This window comes from Microbulbifer sp. TB1203 (assembly GCF_030997045.1).
In the GTDB taxonomy this organism is placed as follows: Bacteria; Pseudomonadota; Gammaproteobacteria; order Pseudomonadales; family Cellvibrionaceae; genus Microbulbifer.
Map to the genome: position 1 here is coordinate 3,835,299 of NZ_CP116899.1, position 13,684 is coordinate 3,848,982.

A 13,684-nucleotide genomic window follows, 5' to 3' on the forward strand; every position below is an offset into this window, starting at 1 on the left:
ACCGAAAGTGTTCCGGGGTTTCTCGGTGTGCACGGCGCTACACCAGCTGCCAGTCCGGTACCGTCAGCTTGGGATCGATTTTTTTCAATTGTGTCATCACCTGTTTGCGGATGCGCTCCAGCGCTTCCTCGGTTTCCGCCTCGAAACGCAGGGTGAGGGCGGCGCCGGTGTTGGAGGCGCGCACCAGGCCCCAGCCGTCGGCGTACTCGATGCGCAGGCCGTCGATGGTGTTGATATCCGCCGCGTCGAACTCGCCGGTGTTTTTCAGCTGCTCGATCAAAGCGAATTTCTCGCCCTCCTCCACCGGCAAAAGAATTTCCGGGGTACTTACCAGCTGTGGCAGCGAATCGAGCAAGTCGTCCAGGCTCTGCTCGCGCAGCGCCATGATTTCCAGGATGCGCGCGGCGGCGTAGATGCCGTCGTCGAAGCCGAACCAACGGTCCTTGATAAAAATATGCCCGGACAGTTCGCCGCCCAGCAGCGCACCGGTTTCCTGCATTTTGGTTTTCATGGGCGCGTGGCCGGTTTTCCACATGATCGGGCGGCCGCCGTACTGGTTCACCAACTGGCCGACGGCGCGGCTGCTTTTTACGTCGAACACCACATCTGCGCCGGGGTTGCGCGCGAGCACGTCCCGGGCCAGCAGCATCACCAGCTGGTCCGCCCAGGCGATGCGCCCGGAGGCGGAGACCAGGGTCACCCGGTCGCCGTCGCCGTCCAGGGCCACGCCCAGGTCTGCGCCGGTCTCGGTTACCTTTTCGATCAGGGCCTGAAGGTTTTCCGGTCGCGAGGGGTCCGGCGGGTGGTTGGGAAAATCCCCGTCGATTTCACAAAACAGCGGCGTGACCGCGCAGCCCAGCTGTTCGAACAACCTCGGCGCCAACAGGGACGTGGAGCCGTTGCCGGCGTCCACCACCAGGTGCGGCTGTCCCGCCAGCGCCACGTCGTTGTAGATCTGCTCGATATAGCTCTCGCGCACATCCTGTTGGCGGTTGCTGCCCTGCCCGCTTTTGAACGGGCCCTTTTGCATCAGTTGGCGCAATCCCGAGAGCTTGTCCTCGGCCAGTGGCCGCCCGCGCAAAAGGATCTTGAAGCCGTTGTACTCCGCCGGGTTGTGGCTGGCGGTCACCATCACCCCGCTGCTGGTGTTTTTGCCGCGGACGCAGGCGTAGTAGAGCAGCGGCGAGGGCACCAGGCCCAGGTCGACGCTGTTGCAGCCGCTGTCGAGGATTCCCTCGATCAGGCAGCTGCTCAGCAGTTCGCTGCTGTTGCGGCCGTCGCGCCCCACCAGCAGGATTTTCTCGCCCGCGTGCTGGGCCAGGGTGCCCAGGGCGCGCCCCAACTGGTAGGCGAAGGGTTCGTTGATTTCCGAGCCGGCTACGCCGCGGATATCGTAGGCGCGGAACACGTGGCGGGGGAAGTCGGTGCCCAGTGGCGGCCGGGATTTCGCCGGGGCTTCTTCCACAACTTCTTCGTGTACGTCGGGCGCGGCGGCGCGCTGCGGACCCGGCTCCCGCGGTTCCGGCGGCGATTGGAACTGCTCGGCTTCCGGCTCCGCGTCGTCGGGTTTCCCCCCGCGCCTGTGCTGTTTCATTTTATCGTTGATGCGTTCCCAGGGTGCGGGAGCGTTGCGGGGCAGGAAGCGCAGCAATAACAACAGGGAAACCAGCAGCCCGAGCGCGGCGGCGATATAGCACCAGTGCGCGCCGAAACCGTGGCGCTGGGCAAAGGATGCGGAGGGTTGGAACTGCACAATCAGGTAGCTGCCGCCGACCGGTGCGCTGGTGCTGCCGCCGTTGCCCTGCCCCGCCCGCCACAGTGTCTGCGGTGTGCCGTCGGGAAATTTCTGGACCAGGACAATGGCGCCGTTGCCGCTGTCGAATTTCTGCAGGATTTTTTCGATGACGGAAAAAGGCTGGGTGATCAGCAGCAGCCCGCCCTCTCCGGCAACGGCGCTGTGCAGCTGCCAGCTGTCGCCGGCGCCGGTGCGCAGGAATTCCGCCGGCTGCGGGCCCTCTGTCTGGCTGCGTTTGAGCAGGTCCACCAGGGCGAAATTGAGGGGGGGATTATCTCCCGCGCCGACGCGTATGCCGCCGTCGGCAAAAAACTGCGCGGAGGCCTGCGGCGGCAGGGCATCGCTCTTCTGCAATTCAACGGGTGTATGGCCGCCGTTGCCGATGCTTTCCCACTGCCGGGCGCGCTCGGCAAAATAGCGGCTCAGCTCGGCGGCATACTCCTCTCCCTGCCGCCGGGCCGCCTCTTCGGCCTGTGCGGCGCTGCGCGGGGCGATGATATTGCGCTCGATGATGTAGGCACCGCCCAGCCAGACCGCGGCGGCCAGCAGGGCCGGCAACAGCAGGCCGCTGTGAATCAGAGATTGACGATTTTGTTTGCGGGAAGACACGAATGGTTCCAATTATTGTGCAAATGCTCGGGCGGCTATGATTTCGATCAGCCGCTCGGCCAGTTCCGTTTTCAATGCCGGTGGCAGGGCCTCGCTGCCGGTACTGTCGATCACGGTAACGGCATTGCGGTCGCTGTCAAAGCCGCCGTCCTCCGTGCTCACATCGTTGGCGATAATCAGGTCGAGTTTCTTGCGCACCAGCTTGCCCCGGGCGTGCTCCAGTACCTTTTCCGTCTCCGCGGCGAAGCCGACGGTAAAGGGGCGCCGGCTGCTGCGCGCGGCGATGCCGGCGACGATGTCCGGGTTCTTGACCAGCGCCACGACGTCTTCCTCGCTGCCGTCCTGCTTCTTTATTTTCTGCTCCGCCACCGTGGCGGGGCGAAAATCCGCCACCGCGGCGGCGGCGATAAACAGGTCGCACAGATCCGCGGCGCGCTCGGCGGCATCGCGCATCTCCCGGCTGTCGATTACGTCGATACGCTTGACTCCCGGCGGTGTGGCCAGGGACACCGGGCCGGCGATCAGGGTGACCTCGGCACCGGCGCGGCGCGCTGCGGCGGCCAGGGCGAAACCCATTTTGCCGGAGCTGTGATTGCTGAGGAAGCGCACCGGGTCCAGCGCCTCGCGGGTGGGGCCGGCTGTGATCACCACCCTTTTGCCTGCCAGCGAAGGGTTCGGTGCCAACAGGGCTTCCACCTCCGTAACCAGGGCGTCCGGCTCCAGCATGCGCCCGGGACCCACGTCCCCACAGGCCTGACTGCCCGCCGCCGGTCCCCAGATGCGGGTGTTGCGGTTCAACAGGGTTTGCCTGTTGGCGGCGGTGGCCGGGTGGCGCCACATGGCCTGGTTCATCGCCGGCGCCAGCGCCAGTTCCGCCTCACTCGCCAGGCACAGGGTGGTGAGCAGGTCGTCCGCCATGCCCGCGGCCAGCTTGGCCATCAGGTTGGCGCTGGCCGGTGCGATCAGGATCAACTGGGCCCACTTGGCCAGTTCGATATGCCCCATGGCCGCCTCCGCCGCCGGGTCCAGCAGGTCGGTGTGCACCGGCTCGCCGGAGAGGGCCTGGAAGGTGAGCGGCTTTACAAATTCCTGTGCGCCCGCGGTCATCACCACCCGCACCCGGGCGCCGCGCTCCTTCAGGCGGCGCACCAGGTCGGCGCTCTTGTAGGCGGCGATGCCGCCGGTGACGCCCAGCAGTATGTGTTTGTCGGCCAGGGAGGACATAGGCGCGGTTCCGAAACAATATTTCCAAAATCGGGGGAGCGGGTAAGATTAGCATTTCTGTGCCTCGCGAATAAGGATAATCAGGGAGGGAGACCATGGCGATCACGGACTGGCCGGCGGCGGAACGGCCGCGGGAGAAACTGTTGGAGCGGGGGCCGGAGGCGCTTTCGGACGCGGAGTTGCTGGCGATTTTCCTGCGCACGGGGATTCCCGGACTCTCGGCGGTGGATCTGGCCCGTCAGCTGCTGGTGGATTTCGGCGGCCTGCGTCCGCTGCTGGAGGCGGACAAGCGGGAGTTCTGCCGCGGCAAAGGCCTGGGCGACGCCAAGTATGTGCAACTGCAGGCGGTGCTGGAAATGGCCCGCCGCCACCTGGCGGAATCCCTGCAGCGCACCGATGCCCTGTGCAGCCCCGACGCGGTGCGCAACTACCTGACCGCGCAGTTGCGCCACCGCCGGCGCGAAGTATTCTGCTGCCTCTACCTGGACAGCCAGCACCGGGTCATCGCCTTCGAGGAGCTGTTCGAAGGCACCCTCAACGCCGCCAGCGTCTACCCGCGGGAAGTAGTACAGGCGGCGCTGCACAAGGGCGCGGCGGCAGTGATCCTGGCCCACAACCACCCCTCCGGGGTGAGTGAGCCCAGCCAGGCGGATATCTGGATCACCGAGCGGTTGAGCCAGGCGCTGGAGCTGGTGGACATCAAGGTACTGGACCATATGATCGTGGGAGAAGGGGCGGCGCTGTCTTTTGCCGAGCAGGGGTTGCTTTAGAGCCTGTTTGGAGTCTTCATATCGTCCCCGTTCCGTGCGGGGCCGGTATGGGTGCCTCTTTCCGGGACACGCTGTAAATACGTCCCTGTACGCTCGTAATCGGCATCCATGCCTCATACGGTCCCGGAAAGAGGCACCCATACCGGCCAGGCGAGTTTTGCGCGAGACTCCAAACAGGCTCTGAATGTGGTGCCTGGCGCTGTGCTCTCAGGAGCCTGCTTGCAGGCGAAAAGGGCGGAACTCCGTAGCTGTTCGCTTGCAGGCAAGTTCCCACAGGCCGATTATGTTGTTCAGAACTTGCCCCCAAGGGGCTCTTCTGGTATAAAACGCCGCTCTTTTGCGGCCGGGCCAGATTCTATACAGATACCGCGTCCGCCCAGGAACCGGATTAATCAGTCCCCGCACCGCTCCGTCACAGCGGGCTCGAGAGTTTTGAAGAGGCCATCAGATGTCCAAGGTATGTCAGGTCACCGGTAAGCGCCCGGTCACCGGTAACAATGTATCCCACGCTAAAAACCGCACCAAGCGCCGCTTTGTGCCCAACCTGCACAGCCACCGTTTCTGGGTCGAATCCGAGAAGCGCTTCGTGAAGCTGCGGGTATCCGCCAAAGGAATGCGCGTGATCGATAAGAAAGGTATCGACACCGTGCTGAGCGAGCTGCGCGCCCGCGGCGAAAAATTTTAACGGCGGCAGTCCGCTAAGAGATCGGAGACAGAACAATGCGTGACAAAATTCGCCTGAATTCCAGCGCCGGAACCGGCCATTTCTACACCACCACCAAGAACAAGCGCAACATGCCGGAAAAAATGGAGATCAAGAAATACGATCCCGTTGTCCGCAAGCATGTGATGTACAAAGAAGGCAAGATCAAGTAACGATTGTGCCTGTAGCAGGATGGAAAAAGCCCGGAGTTTCCGGGCTTTTTTGTGTGTGCCGGGAGCGCCGAGCTCTAGCTCGGCTCGCGGGCCGGAGGCCCGCCCTACCCAACAAGCCCAAAGCAAAATGCCCGAACTACCCGAGGTAGAAACCACCCGCCGCGGCTTGGCCCCACACCTGGAGGGCCACAGGGTCCGCTCGGCCAGGGTGCGCCAGCGCCAACTGCGCTGGCCGGTGGACAAGGGATTCGAGAGGCGCATCTCCGGTGCGAAGATCCTGCGCCTGGAGCGCCGCGCCAAGTACCTGCTGGTGCACACCGACCGGGGCTGCGCCATCTGGCACCTGGGCATGTCCGGCAGCCTGCGCCTCGTAGGTCCGGAGTGCGCGGCGGAAAAGCACGACCACATCGACTGGCAACTGGATAGTGGCCTGGTCCTGCGCTACCGCGATCCCCGCCGCTTCGGCGCCCTGCTGTGGACCGGTGGAGAGCCCGCGGAACACGAACTGCTCGCCCACCTGGGCCCGGAACCCCTGTCCGGTGATTTTCACGGCGATTACCTGTTTTCCGCCTCCCGCGGCCGCCGCCAGGCAGTCAAGGCGCTGATCATGGACGGGCGTATCGTCGTGGGAGTGGGCAACATCTACGCCAGCGAGGCACTGTTTCTCGCCGGTATCCGCCCGGACAAGGCCGCCGGTTCCATTTCCCGCGCCCGCTACCTGCGCCTGGCCGAGGCCATCAAGGAAGTGCTGGGGCACGCTATCGAACAGGGCGGCACCACCCTGCGCGACTTTATCGGCGGCGACGGCCAGCCCGGCTACTTCGCCCAGCAGCTCAAGGTCTACGGCCGCACCGGGCAGCCCTGCCCCGGATGCGGCCGCGCGATCCGCGACCTGATCCTGGCCCAGCGCAACACCTTCTTCTGCAGCCGCTGCCAGCGCTGAAGTTTCTCTATACTTCCGGCAGTCACCTGTCAGCCCCCGGTGCCCGCTCATGGTCATGATGCTGCCCTTCCTCAGCGCGTTGATTTCCGCCTGGCTCGCCTGGCGCGGCCATTGCCGGGCAAGCCTCTGGTGGTGGCTGGTAACCCTGGCGATCTTTCTTATCTGGTGCCGCTTCCACATGACCAGTACCCTGGATATCTCGCTGTAGTCATGCAGACGCCCCGCACCTTCAGCCCGCTCCGCACCGCCGACGCCCTTGCGCTGCTGGGGGTGAGTGGCATCCTGTGGTTTGCCCTTATCTGGCAGCTGTGGCTGCGCGAACTTCCCTGCCCGCTGTGCCTGCTGCAGCGCGTGGCCTTTCTTATGGTGGGCATCGGCCTGCTGCTGAACCTGCGCTGCGGACCGCGACCGCTGCACTACACGGTGATACTGGTGTCCGCCCTGGGCGGGCTGCTTGCCGCCGGGCGCCAGGTGCTGCTGCACATAGCACCCGGCGATCCGGGGTTCGGTTCTCCCTTCCTGGGGCTGCACTTCTACACCTGGGCCTTCATCGCCTTTTCCGCGCTGCTGCTGTACGCGGCGGTGACGTTGGCGCTGGAGCATTTTGAGGATGCGGCGCCGCGCGCCCTCTCTCCGCTCGCGAACCTCGCAGCGGTCTCCTTCCTGGCCATAGCGTTGATCAACCTGGTGTCCACCACCCTGGAATGCGGCCTGGGGCCCTGCCCGGATAACCCCACGGAGTACCAGTTGCTGGGCCGGTGAATCCCGGGATGGGCAATGGCTTTAATTCAACGCAGCCCCCCTTTCTATACTTGTCCCGGAGTCCGCATTTTTTAGCGAAGGGGAAAACGATGAAGAGCATCTGGATAGTCTGTGCCGTGGTGTTGCTCGCCGCCGGCTGCGACCGTAGGGAGCCATCTCCGACCACTGAAAAACCGGAAGCGCCGGCGGATCTGGCGACCCAGCCCGAGCCTGCGCCCGAGCCCGAACCGCTGCAGCTCTCCGGCGTCGAGCGACTGCTGGACCTGCGCGGGGGCCGCAGCCCGGGCGACTATATCGAGGCGGTGAAAAAATTCATTCGCGACAACTCGGATCTGCAGGTGATCGTCGGCAAAGGCTGGGATGCCGCCGCCTTCGGCGAGGCGCCGCCCCACAAGGCGCAGCTGGATCAGGTCAACGACCTGATTCCGATAGTGCTCTTCTCCCGCGACCACCGCACCATCTGGGCCAACTCCGAGGCCCTGGCCGCCGCCGGCATCAACGTCGACACGCCGAACCCGGAGGGCGGCGTGATCGAAAAGGCTGACAACGGCCTGCCTACGGGCCTGCTGCGGGGCAGCGCCGTGCAGCTGATTGAAAAAATCATTCCGAAACCAGCGAGTGAGGCGGCTCCATAGCCGGTTACTCGCCCAGGGCACTCCCTTCCCGCCGCGGATCGGCGCCGCCGTGCAGTTCGCCGTCGACAATTGCTATGGCGTGGATGCCGCTGTTGAGATCGCGCTGGGCAATTTTGTGGCCCATTTTTTCCAGCGCCGCCACCGTATCCGCGGAAAAGTAGCCGGCCTCCAACTCCACCCGGCCGCCGATCGCGCCGATATTGCCGGCGGCGATGGCCTCGGCGATCGGCATGCCCAGCCCCAGGTGGTAGAGTGCGGTGCGCGCGGTGTAGTCGATAATCCGCGATCCGCCGGGGGAGCCCACCAGCAGGCGCATGTTCCCTTCCCCGTCGAACACGATGGTGGGTGACATGGACGAGCGCGGCCGCTTGCCCGGCTGGATGCGGTTGGCCACCAGGGCGCCGTCGGCGTTTTTCGGGGTAAAGGAAAAATCGGTGAGCTGGTTGTTGAGCAGGAAGCCCTTCACCAGCAGCCGCGAGCCGAAACCCGTCTCGATACTGGTGGTCATGCTCACGCCGTTGCCGTAGCGGTCGACGATGGACAGGTGGCTGGTGTTGGGCAGCTCCGGGGATTTCGCGGTCAGGCGTTTGTGCGCGAAAGCCGCCGGCTTGCCGGGCGCCACCGCGGTGGCTTTCTTCGGGTCGATCAGTTCGGCGCGCTTTGCCAGATAGGCCGGTGCCACCATCGCCGCAGTGGGGACTTCGACAAAATCCGGGTCGCCCACATAGGTATTGCGGTCGGCGAACGCCAGCTCGGACGCCTGCGCGAACAGGTGCGTGAGTTCGCTGTCGCCCGCCTCGTAGGGGTTCAGCGGGAAATGTTCCAGCATCCCCAGGATGGCGCCCACGGTGGTGCCGCCGGAGGACGGCGGAGCAGCGCCGCACACACGGTACTCGAAAAAAATACTGCACACCGGTTCGCGCACCTTGGCGCGGTAGCCGGCCATGTCTTTTTCGGTGAGCAATCCCGGGTTGTCCGGGTCTTCGCGCACCGCCTCGACGATCGCCTCGGCGATTTCCCCTTCGTAGAAGGCGTCCGCACCTTTCGCGGCGATGGTGCGCAGTGTCTGCGCATAGTCCGGGTTTTTCAGTCTATGGCCCACCGGCAGCGGCACGCCGTCGGCGTCGAAAAAGTAGGCCTCGATGGCCGGGCGCGCGGCCACCTGGGGCATTCTTTCCAGCAACTGGTGCAGGCGCGGGGAGACAGTGAACCCCTGCTCCGCCAGTTCGATGGCGGGCTCGAACAGGGATTTCCAGGGCAGTTTGCCGTCGCGCCGATGGGCCAGCTCCAACATGCGCACCGCGCCGGGCACGCCCACCGAATAGCCGCCGATCACCGCCTGAAAAAACGGGCGCGGCTGGCCGTCGCGCATAAAGTAGTTTTCGTCCACCGCAGCGGGCGCCGTCTCGCGGCCGTCGTAATAGTGAAGCTTTTTGCTGTCGGCGCGGTAGCTCAGCATAAAGGCGCCGCCGCCGATGCCGGAGGACTGGGGTTCCACCAGCCCCAACACCATTTGCGCGGCGATGGCCGCATCCACCGCGGTGCCGCCGCGGGCGAGTATCTGTTCCGCCGCGCGGCTGGCGAGGGGATTGGCGGTGACCGCCATATATTCCCGCGCGCTGGCGGATTTGATTTCGCCGCGGCCGGTGGCGATTTCCGGTTGCGGCTCTTCGGCAAAGGCGGGGGACAGGAAAACGATGAGGGCGAGGAGCGGGCTGCGCACAAGAAGACTCCCGGTCAAACAGGTGTGCGCCGAGTGTATCAGAAAGTGCCGAAGCGAAGTTTTAGCGGAATTTTTCCATCAGCGCTTCCTGTACCGCCGGCGGCACGAACTTGGCCACGTCGCCGCCGAGGGAGGCGATTTCCCGCACCAGGGAAGAGGAGATATAGGAGAGGTGCTCCGCCGGAGTGAGGAACAGGCTCTCCATTTCCGGCGCCAGCTGGCGGTTCATATTGGCCAGCTGGAATTCGTATTCGAAGTCGGAGACCGCGCGCAGTCCCCGCAGTACCCCGTAGGCGTTCAACTGGCGCACCAGGTCGGCGAGCAGGATATCGAAGCCGATCACCTCCACGTTGGGCAGGTCACCCAGTACCCGCCGGGCCAGGTCAACCCGCTCGTCCAGGGTGAACAGCGGGTTTTTGCGGGTACTCGCCGCCACCGCCACGATCACGTGGTCGAACAGGCGACAGGCCCGCTGCACCAGATCCAGATGGCCGTTGGTGATCGGATCGAAGGTTCCGGGGTAGACGACTTTTTTCATGGACCTGGGCTCTGTGGGGCCGAACGGGACGCGCATGGTAAACAATTTGTGGTCCGGGCTCAAAATCCGGAAGCCTGCACAAGTGCACCTTCGCGCACACCCGGAGACAATTCAAGGCACTTTGGAAGGGGTGCGGAATCGCTTCAGCAGGCCGACCAGAACAGCGGTCAGTACAGTCCCGGCCAGGAGGGCTACGAGATAGCCCGGCCAGTGCTGCACCAGCGCGATCACGAAAATTCCACCGTGGGGCGCCGGTAGCGCGCACCCGAAGGCCATCGACAGCGCCCCGGCCAGCATTGAGCCCGCGATGCAGGAAGGGATCACCCTCAGTGGGTCGGCGGCGGCGTAAGGTATGGCCGCTTCGGTGATATAGGAGGCCCCCATGATCAGGCAGGTGCGCCCGGACTGGCGCTCCAGGGTGTTGAACACGCCGGGAAACAGCAGCGTCGCCAGGCCGAGCCCCAACGGTGGCACCATTCCCCCGGCCATTGTTGCGGCCGGGGGGAGATAGTTGCCGGCTTCGATCGCGGCAATCCCAAAGGTATAGGCGGCCTTGTTGACCGGACCGCCCATGTCGATGGCCATCATTCCCCCCAGCAGGGTGCCCAGCACTATGCGGTTGGCAGCGGTGAGGCCGCTCAGCCAGTCCACCAGGGCAGTGTTGATCGCAATCATCGGTTCGGACAGCCAATACATCAGCCCTCCGCACAACAACAGCCCGGCCACCGGATAGATCAGAATAGTGCGCATCGCGTCCAGCGATTCCGGCAGCGGGCGGCAGAGCCGCTGCAGGAACAGGATCACATAGCCGCCGATCAGGCCGGCGACCAGGCCGCCCAGAAAGCCCGTACCCGCCTGTGCGGCGATGTAGCCGCCGACCATCGCCGGCATCAGGCCGAGCCGGCCGGCGATGCTGTGGCCGATAAAGGCCGCGAAAACCGGCACCATCAGGCCGAAAGCACCCTGGGGGCCGCCCAGTTTGGCCAGTAGTTCCGCCAGCGGATGGTAGTAGGGGGAGTCGGGATCGGACGCATGGACCCCGAACATAAACGACAGCGCGATCAAGATGCCCCCGCCGACCACAAAGGGCAGCATGCCGGACACCCCCGCCATCAAGTGGCGGTATATGGCCATCCTGCCTGCGGTTATCGCCGGCCCGCCGGGCTCACCGCGTTGCGCTTCGCCCTCCTCGGTTTCCGGCATTCGCAGCGCCGTCAGCAGCACCCTTTGGGGGTGCTGGATGGCGTCGCCCGCCGGGACCCGGAGCAGCGGTTTGCCGGCGAAGCGCTCCAGGTCGACGTCGCGGTCCGCTGCCAGGATGACCGCGTCGGCCCGCTGTATATCGTCGTCCGAGAGGGGGTCGCGCACGCCGCTCGCCCCCTGGGTTTCGACGTGGAGGTTCAGGTGCAGTTCGCGCGCCGCTTCCCTCAGCCGCTCGGCGGCCATATAGGTGTGCGCAATACCCACCGGACAGGCGGTCACGGCGACGAGGCGGATTTCATCTTCGGGCTCTTCGGCTGCCGGCGGCAACTCGACGCCTTCCGCCTCGGCAAAGCACCTGAGCACTTCCGGCGCCGAGCGGGCCTGGAACAGCTGTTTGCGAAAGGCCGGGTCGATCAGGTGGCAGGTGGCCGTGGCCAATATATTGAGGTGGGCGTTTTCGACATCCGTAGGCTCAGCGATCATCAGGAAAAAGTGCGACGGCTGGCCGTCGAGGGCCCCGAAATCGATACCCTTCGGCACTATTGCAAAGGCGAGCGCGGGCTCCCGGACCGCGTCGGAGCGGGCGTGGGGCACGGCCACTCCCTGCTCCAGACCGGTGCTGCCGGCCTCCTCGCGTTCCCGCACGGCATCGAGAAAGGCCGCCGCATCTGCAAGCTTGCCGGCGCGATCAAGCAGCCCTACCAGCTTCGTCAGTATTTCGTCTTTGCTGCAGGCGGGTTGATCGACAACTATGCGATCGACGGCCAGCAAGTCGGTCAGGGACATGGGGACTTCCTACCCGGAGATGGCAATCCCTGGTTCTTATCCAGTGACTGAAAACAGCCTCATGCACACCCGCCCCGCCCGTTTTTCCTTTGCGATCTGCCAGCCGTCCGGTGGGAGGACTGCCTTGTCGCGGGGGGTCTCCACATAGACCAGCGCATTCCTTGCCAAGTGCGTGCCGAGGGCAGCCAGCGTTTCCTGCCAGAGGTCGCTGTCAAACGGCGGATCCACAAACACTATGTCGTAGCGGGTGTCTGTATGGGCGAGGAAATCGCTTGCACTAGTGTAGTGTACCCGGCCATTTTGCGCTTGGAGTACGCCCAACTGCTCCTTCAGCGTCTGCAGCGCGCTGCGGTTCAGCTCGACGAAGTCCACCCCGGCCGCGCCGCGGGACAAGGCCTCCAGCCCCAGGGCCCCGGAACCGGCGAAAAGGTCCAGGCAGCGGGCGCCGGGCAAACGGAACTGCAGCCAGTTGAACAGGGTCTCGCGCAGCCGGTCGCCGGTGGGTCTCAGGCCCGCGACCGGCGCAAACTGCAGTTTGCGTCCCCGCCAGCGGCCGCCGATGATGCGCAGCTGGGAGAGGGGCTGGGGGGCGGGTTTGCGCGAGGGGCTTCTGGCCAAGGCGATTCTCTATAACGGCTGTGTGGGGGCTGGAGCGGTGCTAAGATTAGCGCCTTTCTGCAAGCGGTACATCCGGACTCACAATGATCTTTGACTTCCTGCGCAAAAAGCAGCCCCAGCCCGGCAAAACCGAGGCCGAAGAGGCAGCCCCTGAATCAGCGCCGGCGGAGGAGCCCGCCGCGCCTGAGCCCCGACAGCCCGCCGAGTCGGCGCGGCCGGAGGCGGTTGCCGAAAGCGCACCGCAGCCGGCGAAGACAGAGGGCTTCTTCTCCCGCATCCGCCGCGGCCTCAGCCGCACCAGCAGCCAGTTCGCCGAGGGGATGGGCAACCTGTTCCTGGGCGCCAAGGAGATCGACGAGGATCTGCTGGAGGAACTGGAGACCCACCTGCTGATGGCGGACGTGGGGGTGGAGGCCACCGGGGAGATTGTCGAGCGGCTTACCGGCCGGGTATCCCGCCGCGAACTGGCCGACGGCGAGGCGCTGTACAATGCGCTGCAGGGGGAACTGGCGGACCTGCTCGACGGCGTCGAGGCGCCGCTGGAGATCGACACCGCGAAGAGACCTTTCGTGATCCTGGTGGTGGGCGTCAACGGTGTGGGCAAGACCACCACCATCGGCAAGCTGGCGCACCGCTATCTGAACCAGGGCCGCTCGGTGATGCTGGCCGCCGGCGACACCTTCCGTGCCGCGGCGGTGGAGCAGCTGCAGGTCTGGGGCGAGCGCCACAATGTGCCGGTGGTGGCCCAGCACACCGGCGCCGACAGCGCCTCGGTCATCTACGATGCGGTGCAGTCGGCCCAGGCCAGGGGCATCGATATCGTGATCGCCGACACCGCCGGCCGCCTGCACACCAAGTCCAACCTGATGGAGGAACTGACCAAGGTGCGCCGGGTGATGGGCAAGCTGGACGAGAGTGCGCCCCACGAGGTGATGCTGGTGCTGGACGCTGGCACCGGCCAGAACGCCATCAGCCAGGCTCAGCAGTTCCGCGACGCCGCGGGCGTCACCGGGCTGGTGCTGACCAAGCTGGACGGCACCGCCAAGGGCGGGGTGATCTTTGCGCTGGCGCGTAAGTTCGGGATCCCGGTACGCTTTATCGGCGTCGGCGAGCAGGCGGAGGACCTGCAGCCGTTTAAGGCGCGGGAATTCGTCGCCGCGCTGTTCGCACGTGAGCCCGGCTGATTCGCCTGTAGGAGCGGC

At 65.2% G+C, this 13,684-nt stretch carries 14 protein-coding genes; 8 read left to right on the top strand and 6 right to left on the bottom strand.

Annotated features, from left to right (window positions below):
* Positions 1 to 37 precede the first annotated feature (37 nt).
* Entirely contained in the window at positions 38 to 2,404 is a 2,367-nt protein-coding gene (locus PP263_RS16250; RefSeq protein WP_308364758.1) for a phosphomannomutase/phosphoglucomutase, read from the bottom strand.
* Positions 2,405 to 2,416: 12 nt separating this feature from the next.
* The gene (gene coaBC / locus PP263_RS16255) at positions 2,417 to 3,628 is read right to left on the bottom strand and encodes a bifunctional phosphopantothenoylcysteine decarboxylase/phosphopantothenate--cysteine ligase CoaBC (protein WP_308364761.1); all 1,212 of its coding nucleotides are present in this window, start codon (positions 3,626 to 3,628) and stop codon (positions 2,417 to 2,419) included.
* A 95-nt stretch (positions 3,629 to 3,723) separates the two neighbouring features.
* Between coaBC and radC the strand changes: the two genes are divergently transcribed.
* The 7 genes from radC (at position 3,724) to PP263_RS16290 (ending at position 7,614) form a co-directional block, all read left to right on the top strand.
* On the top strand, positions 3,724 to 4,398 hold the full coding sequence (radC, locus tag PP263_RS16260) for a DNA repair protein RadC (RefSeq protein WP_308364762.1): 675 nt from the start codon (positions 3,724 to 3,726) through the stop codon (positions 4,396 to 4,398).
* Positions 4,399 to 4,846: 448 nt separating this feature from the next.
* Positions 4,847 to 5,083, top strand: a complete 237-nt coding sequence (gene rpmB, locus PP263_RS16265; RefSeq protein WP_183460240.1) for a 50S ribosomal protein L28 — start codon at positions 4,847 to 4,849, stop codon at positions 5,081 to 5,083.
* A 35-nt stretch (positions 5,084 to 5,118) separates the two neighbouring features.
* Positions 5,119 to 5,274, top strand: a complete 156-nt coding sequence (gene rpmG / locus PP263_RS16270) for a 50S ribosomal protein L33 (RefSeq protein WP_069946430.1) — start codon at positions 5,119 to 5,121, stop codon at positions 5,272 to 5,274.
* Positions 5,275 to 5,401: 127 nt separating this feature from the next.
* Positions 5,402 to 6,217 (top strand): bifunctional DNA-formamidopyrimidine glycosylase/DNA-(apurinic or apyrimidinic site) lyase, encoded by an 816-nt coding sequence (gene mutM / locus PP263_RS16275; protein WP_308364767.1) that lies wholly within the window; start codon positions 5,402 to 5,404, stop codon positions 6,215 to 6,217.
* A 49-nt stretch (positions 6,218 to 6,266) separates the two neighbouring features.
* Positions 6,267 to 6,425, top strand: a complete 159-nt coding sequence (locus PP263_RS16280) for a DUF5993 family protein (protein WP_183460246.1) — start codon at positions 6,267 to 6,269, stop codon at positions 6,423 to 6,425.
* A 2-nt stretch (positions 6,426 to 6,427) separates the two neighbouring features.
* Positions 6,428 to 6,979, top strand: a complete 552-nt coding sequence (locus tag PP263_RS16285; protein WP_308364770.1) for a disulfide bond formation protein B — start codon at positions 6,428 to 6,430, stop codon at positions 6,977 to 6,979.
* A gap of 89 nt (positions 6,980 to 7,068) precedes the next feature.
* Positions 7,069 to 7,614, top strand: coding sequence for an amidohydrolase family protein (locus PP263_RS16290; RefSeq protein WP_308364772.1), 546 nt, complete (start codon positions 7,069 to 7,071; stop codon positions 7,612 to 7,614).
* 4 nt (positions 7,615 to 7,618) lie between these two features.
* Here PP263_RS16290 and ggt read toward each other — a convergent pair whose 3' ends face one another.
* The 4 genes from ggt to rsmD all read right to left on the bottom strand — a co-directional run bounded on the left by ggt (position 7,619) and on the right by rsmD (position 12,482).
* Positions 7,619 to 9,337: a gamma-glutamyltransferase gene (gene ggt / locus PP263_RS16295; protein WP_308364773.1), complete on the bottom strand. Its 1,719-nt coding sequence runs from the start codon at positions 9,335 to 9,337 to the stop codon at positions 7,619 to 7,621.
* 61 nt (positions 9,338 to 9,398) lie between these two features.
* Positions 9,399 to 9,875 (bottom strand): pantetheine-phosphate adenylyltransferase, encoded by a 477-nt coding sequence (gene coaD, locus PP263_RS16300; protein ID WP_308364775.1) that lies wholly within the window; start codon positions 9,873 to 9,875, stop codon positions 9,399 to 9,401.
* Positions 9,876 to 9,986: 111 nt separating this feature from the next.
* Positions 9,987 to 11,864, bottom strand: coding sequence for a fructose-specific PTS transporter subunit EIIC (locus PP263_RS16305; RefSeq protein WP_308364777.1), 1,878 nt, complete (start codon positions 11,862 to 11,864; stop codon positions 9,987 to 9,989).
* Positions 11,865 to 11,900: 36 nt separating this feature from the next.
* Complete coding sequence (gene rsmD, locus PP263_RS16310; protein ID WP_308364778.1) at positions 11,901 to 12,482, bottom strand: 16S rRNA (guanine(966)-N(2))-methyltransferase RsmD; 582 nt, start codon at positions 12,480 to 12,482, stop codon at positions 11,901 to 11,903.
* 83 nt (positions 12,483 to 12,565) lie between these two features.
* Here rsmD and ftsY point away from each other — a divergent pair, with 83 nt between their 5' ends.
* Positions 12,566 to 13,666 (top strand): signal recognition particle-docking protein FtsY, encoded by a 1,101-nt coding sequence (gene ftsY / locus PP263_RS16315; RefSeq protein ID WP_308364779.1) that lies wholly within the window; start codon positions 12,566 to 12,568, stop codon positions 13,664 to 13,666.
* Positions 13,667 to 13,684: the final 18 nt, after the last annotated feature.

Bases quoted from the DNA above. Each gene is read 5' to 3' on its own strand.
- radC (WP_308364762.1), top strand. From the start codon at position 3,724: ATGGCGATCACGGACTGGCCGGCGGCGGAACGGCCGCGGGAGAAACTG.
- rpmG (WP_069946430.1), top strand. From the start codon at position 5,119: ATGCGTGACAAAATTCGCCTGAATTCCAGCGCCGGAACCGGCCATTTC.
- coaD (WP_308364775.1), bottom strand. From the start codon at position 9,875: ATGAAAAAAGTCGTCTACCCCGGAACCTTCGATCCGATCACCAACGGC.
- ftsY (WP_308364779.1), top strand. From the start codon at position 12,566: ATGATCTTTGACTTCCTGCGCAAAAAGCAGCCCCAGCCCGGCAAAACC.
- PP263_RS16290 (WP_308364772.1), top strand. From the start codon at position 7,069: ATGAAGAGCATCTGGATAGTCTGTGCCGTGGTGTTGCTCGCCGCCGGC.
- coaBC (WP_308364761.1), bottom strand. From the start codon at position 3,628: ATGTCCTCCCTGGCCGACAAACACATACTGCTGGGCGTCACCGGCGGC.
- mutM (WP_308364767.1), top strand. From the start codon at position 5,402: ATGCCCGAACTACCCGAGGTAGAAACCACCCGCCGCGGCTTGGCCCCA.
- PP263_RS16305 (WP_308364777.1), bottom strand. From the start codon at position 11,864: ATGTCCCTGACCGACTTGCTGGCCGTCGATCGCATAGTTGTCGATCAA.
- PP263_RS16285 (WP_308364770.1), top strand. From the start codon at position 6,428: ATGCAGACGCCCCGCACCTTCAGCCCGCTCCGCACCGCCGACGCCCTT.
- rpmB (WP_183460240.1), top strand. From the start codon at position 4,847: ATGTCCAAGGTATGTCAGGTCACCGGTAAGCGCCCGGTCACCGGTAAC.
- PP263_RS16280 (WP_183460246.1), top strand. From the start codon at position 6,267: ATGGTCATGATGCTGCCCTTCCTCAGCGCGTTGATTTCCGCCTGGCTC.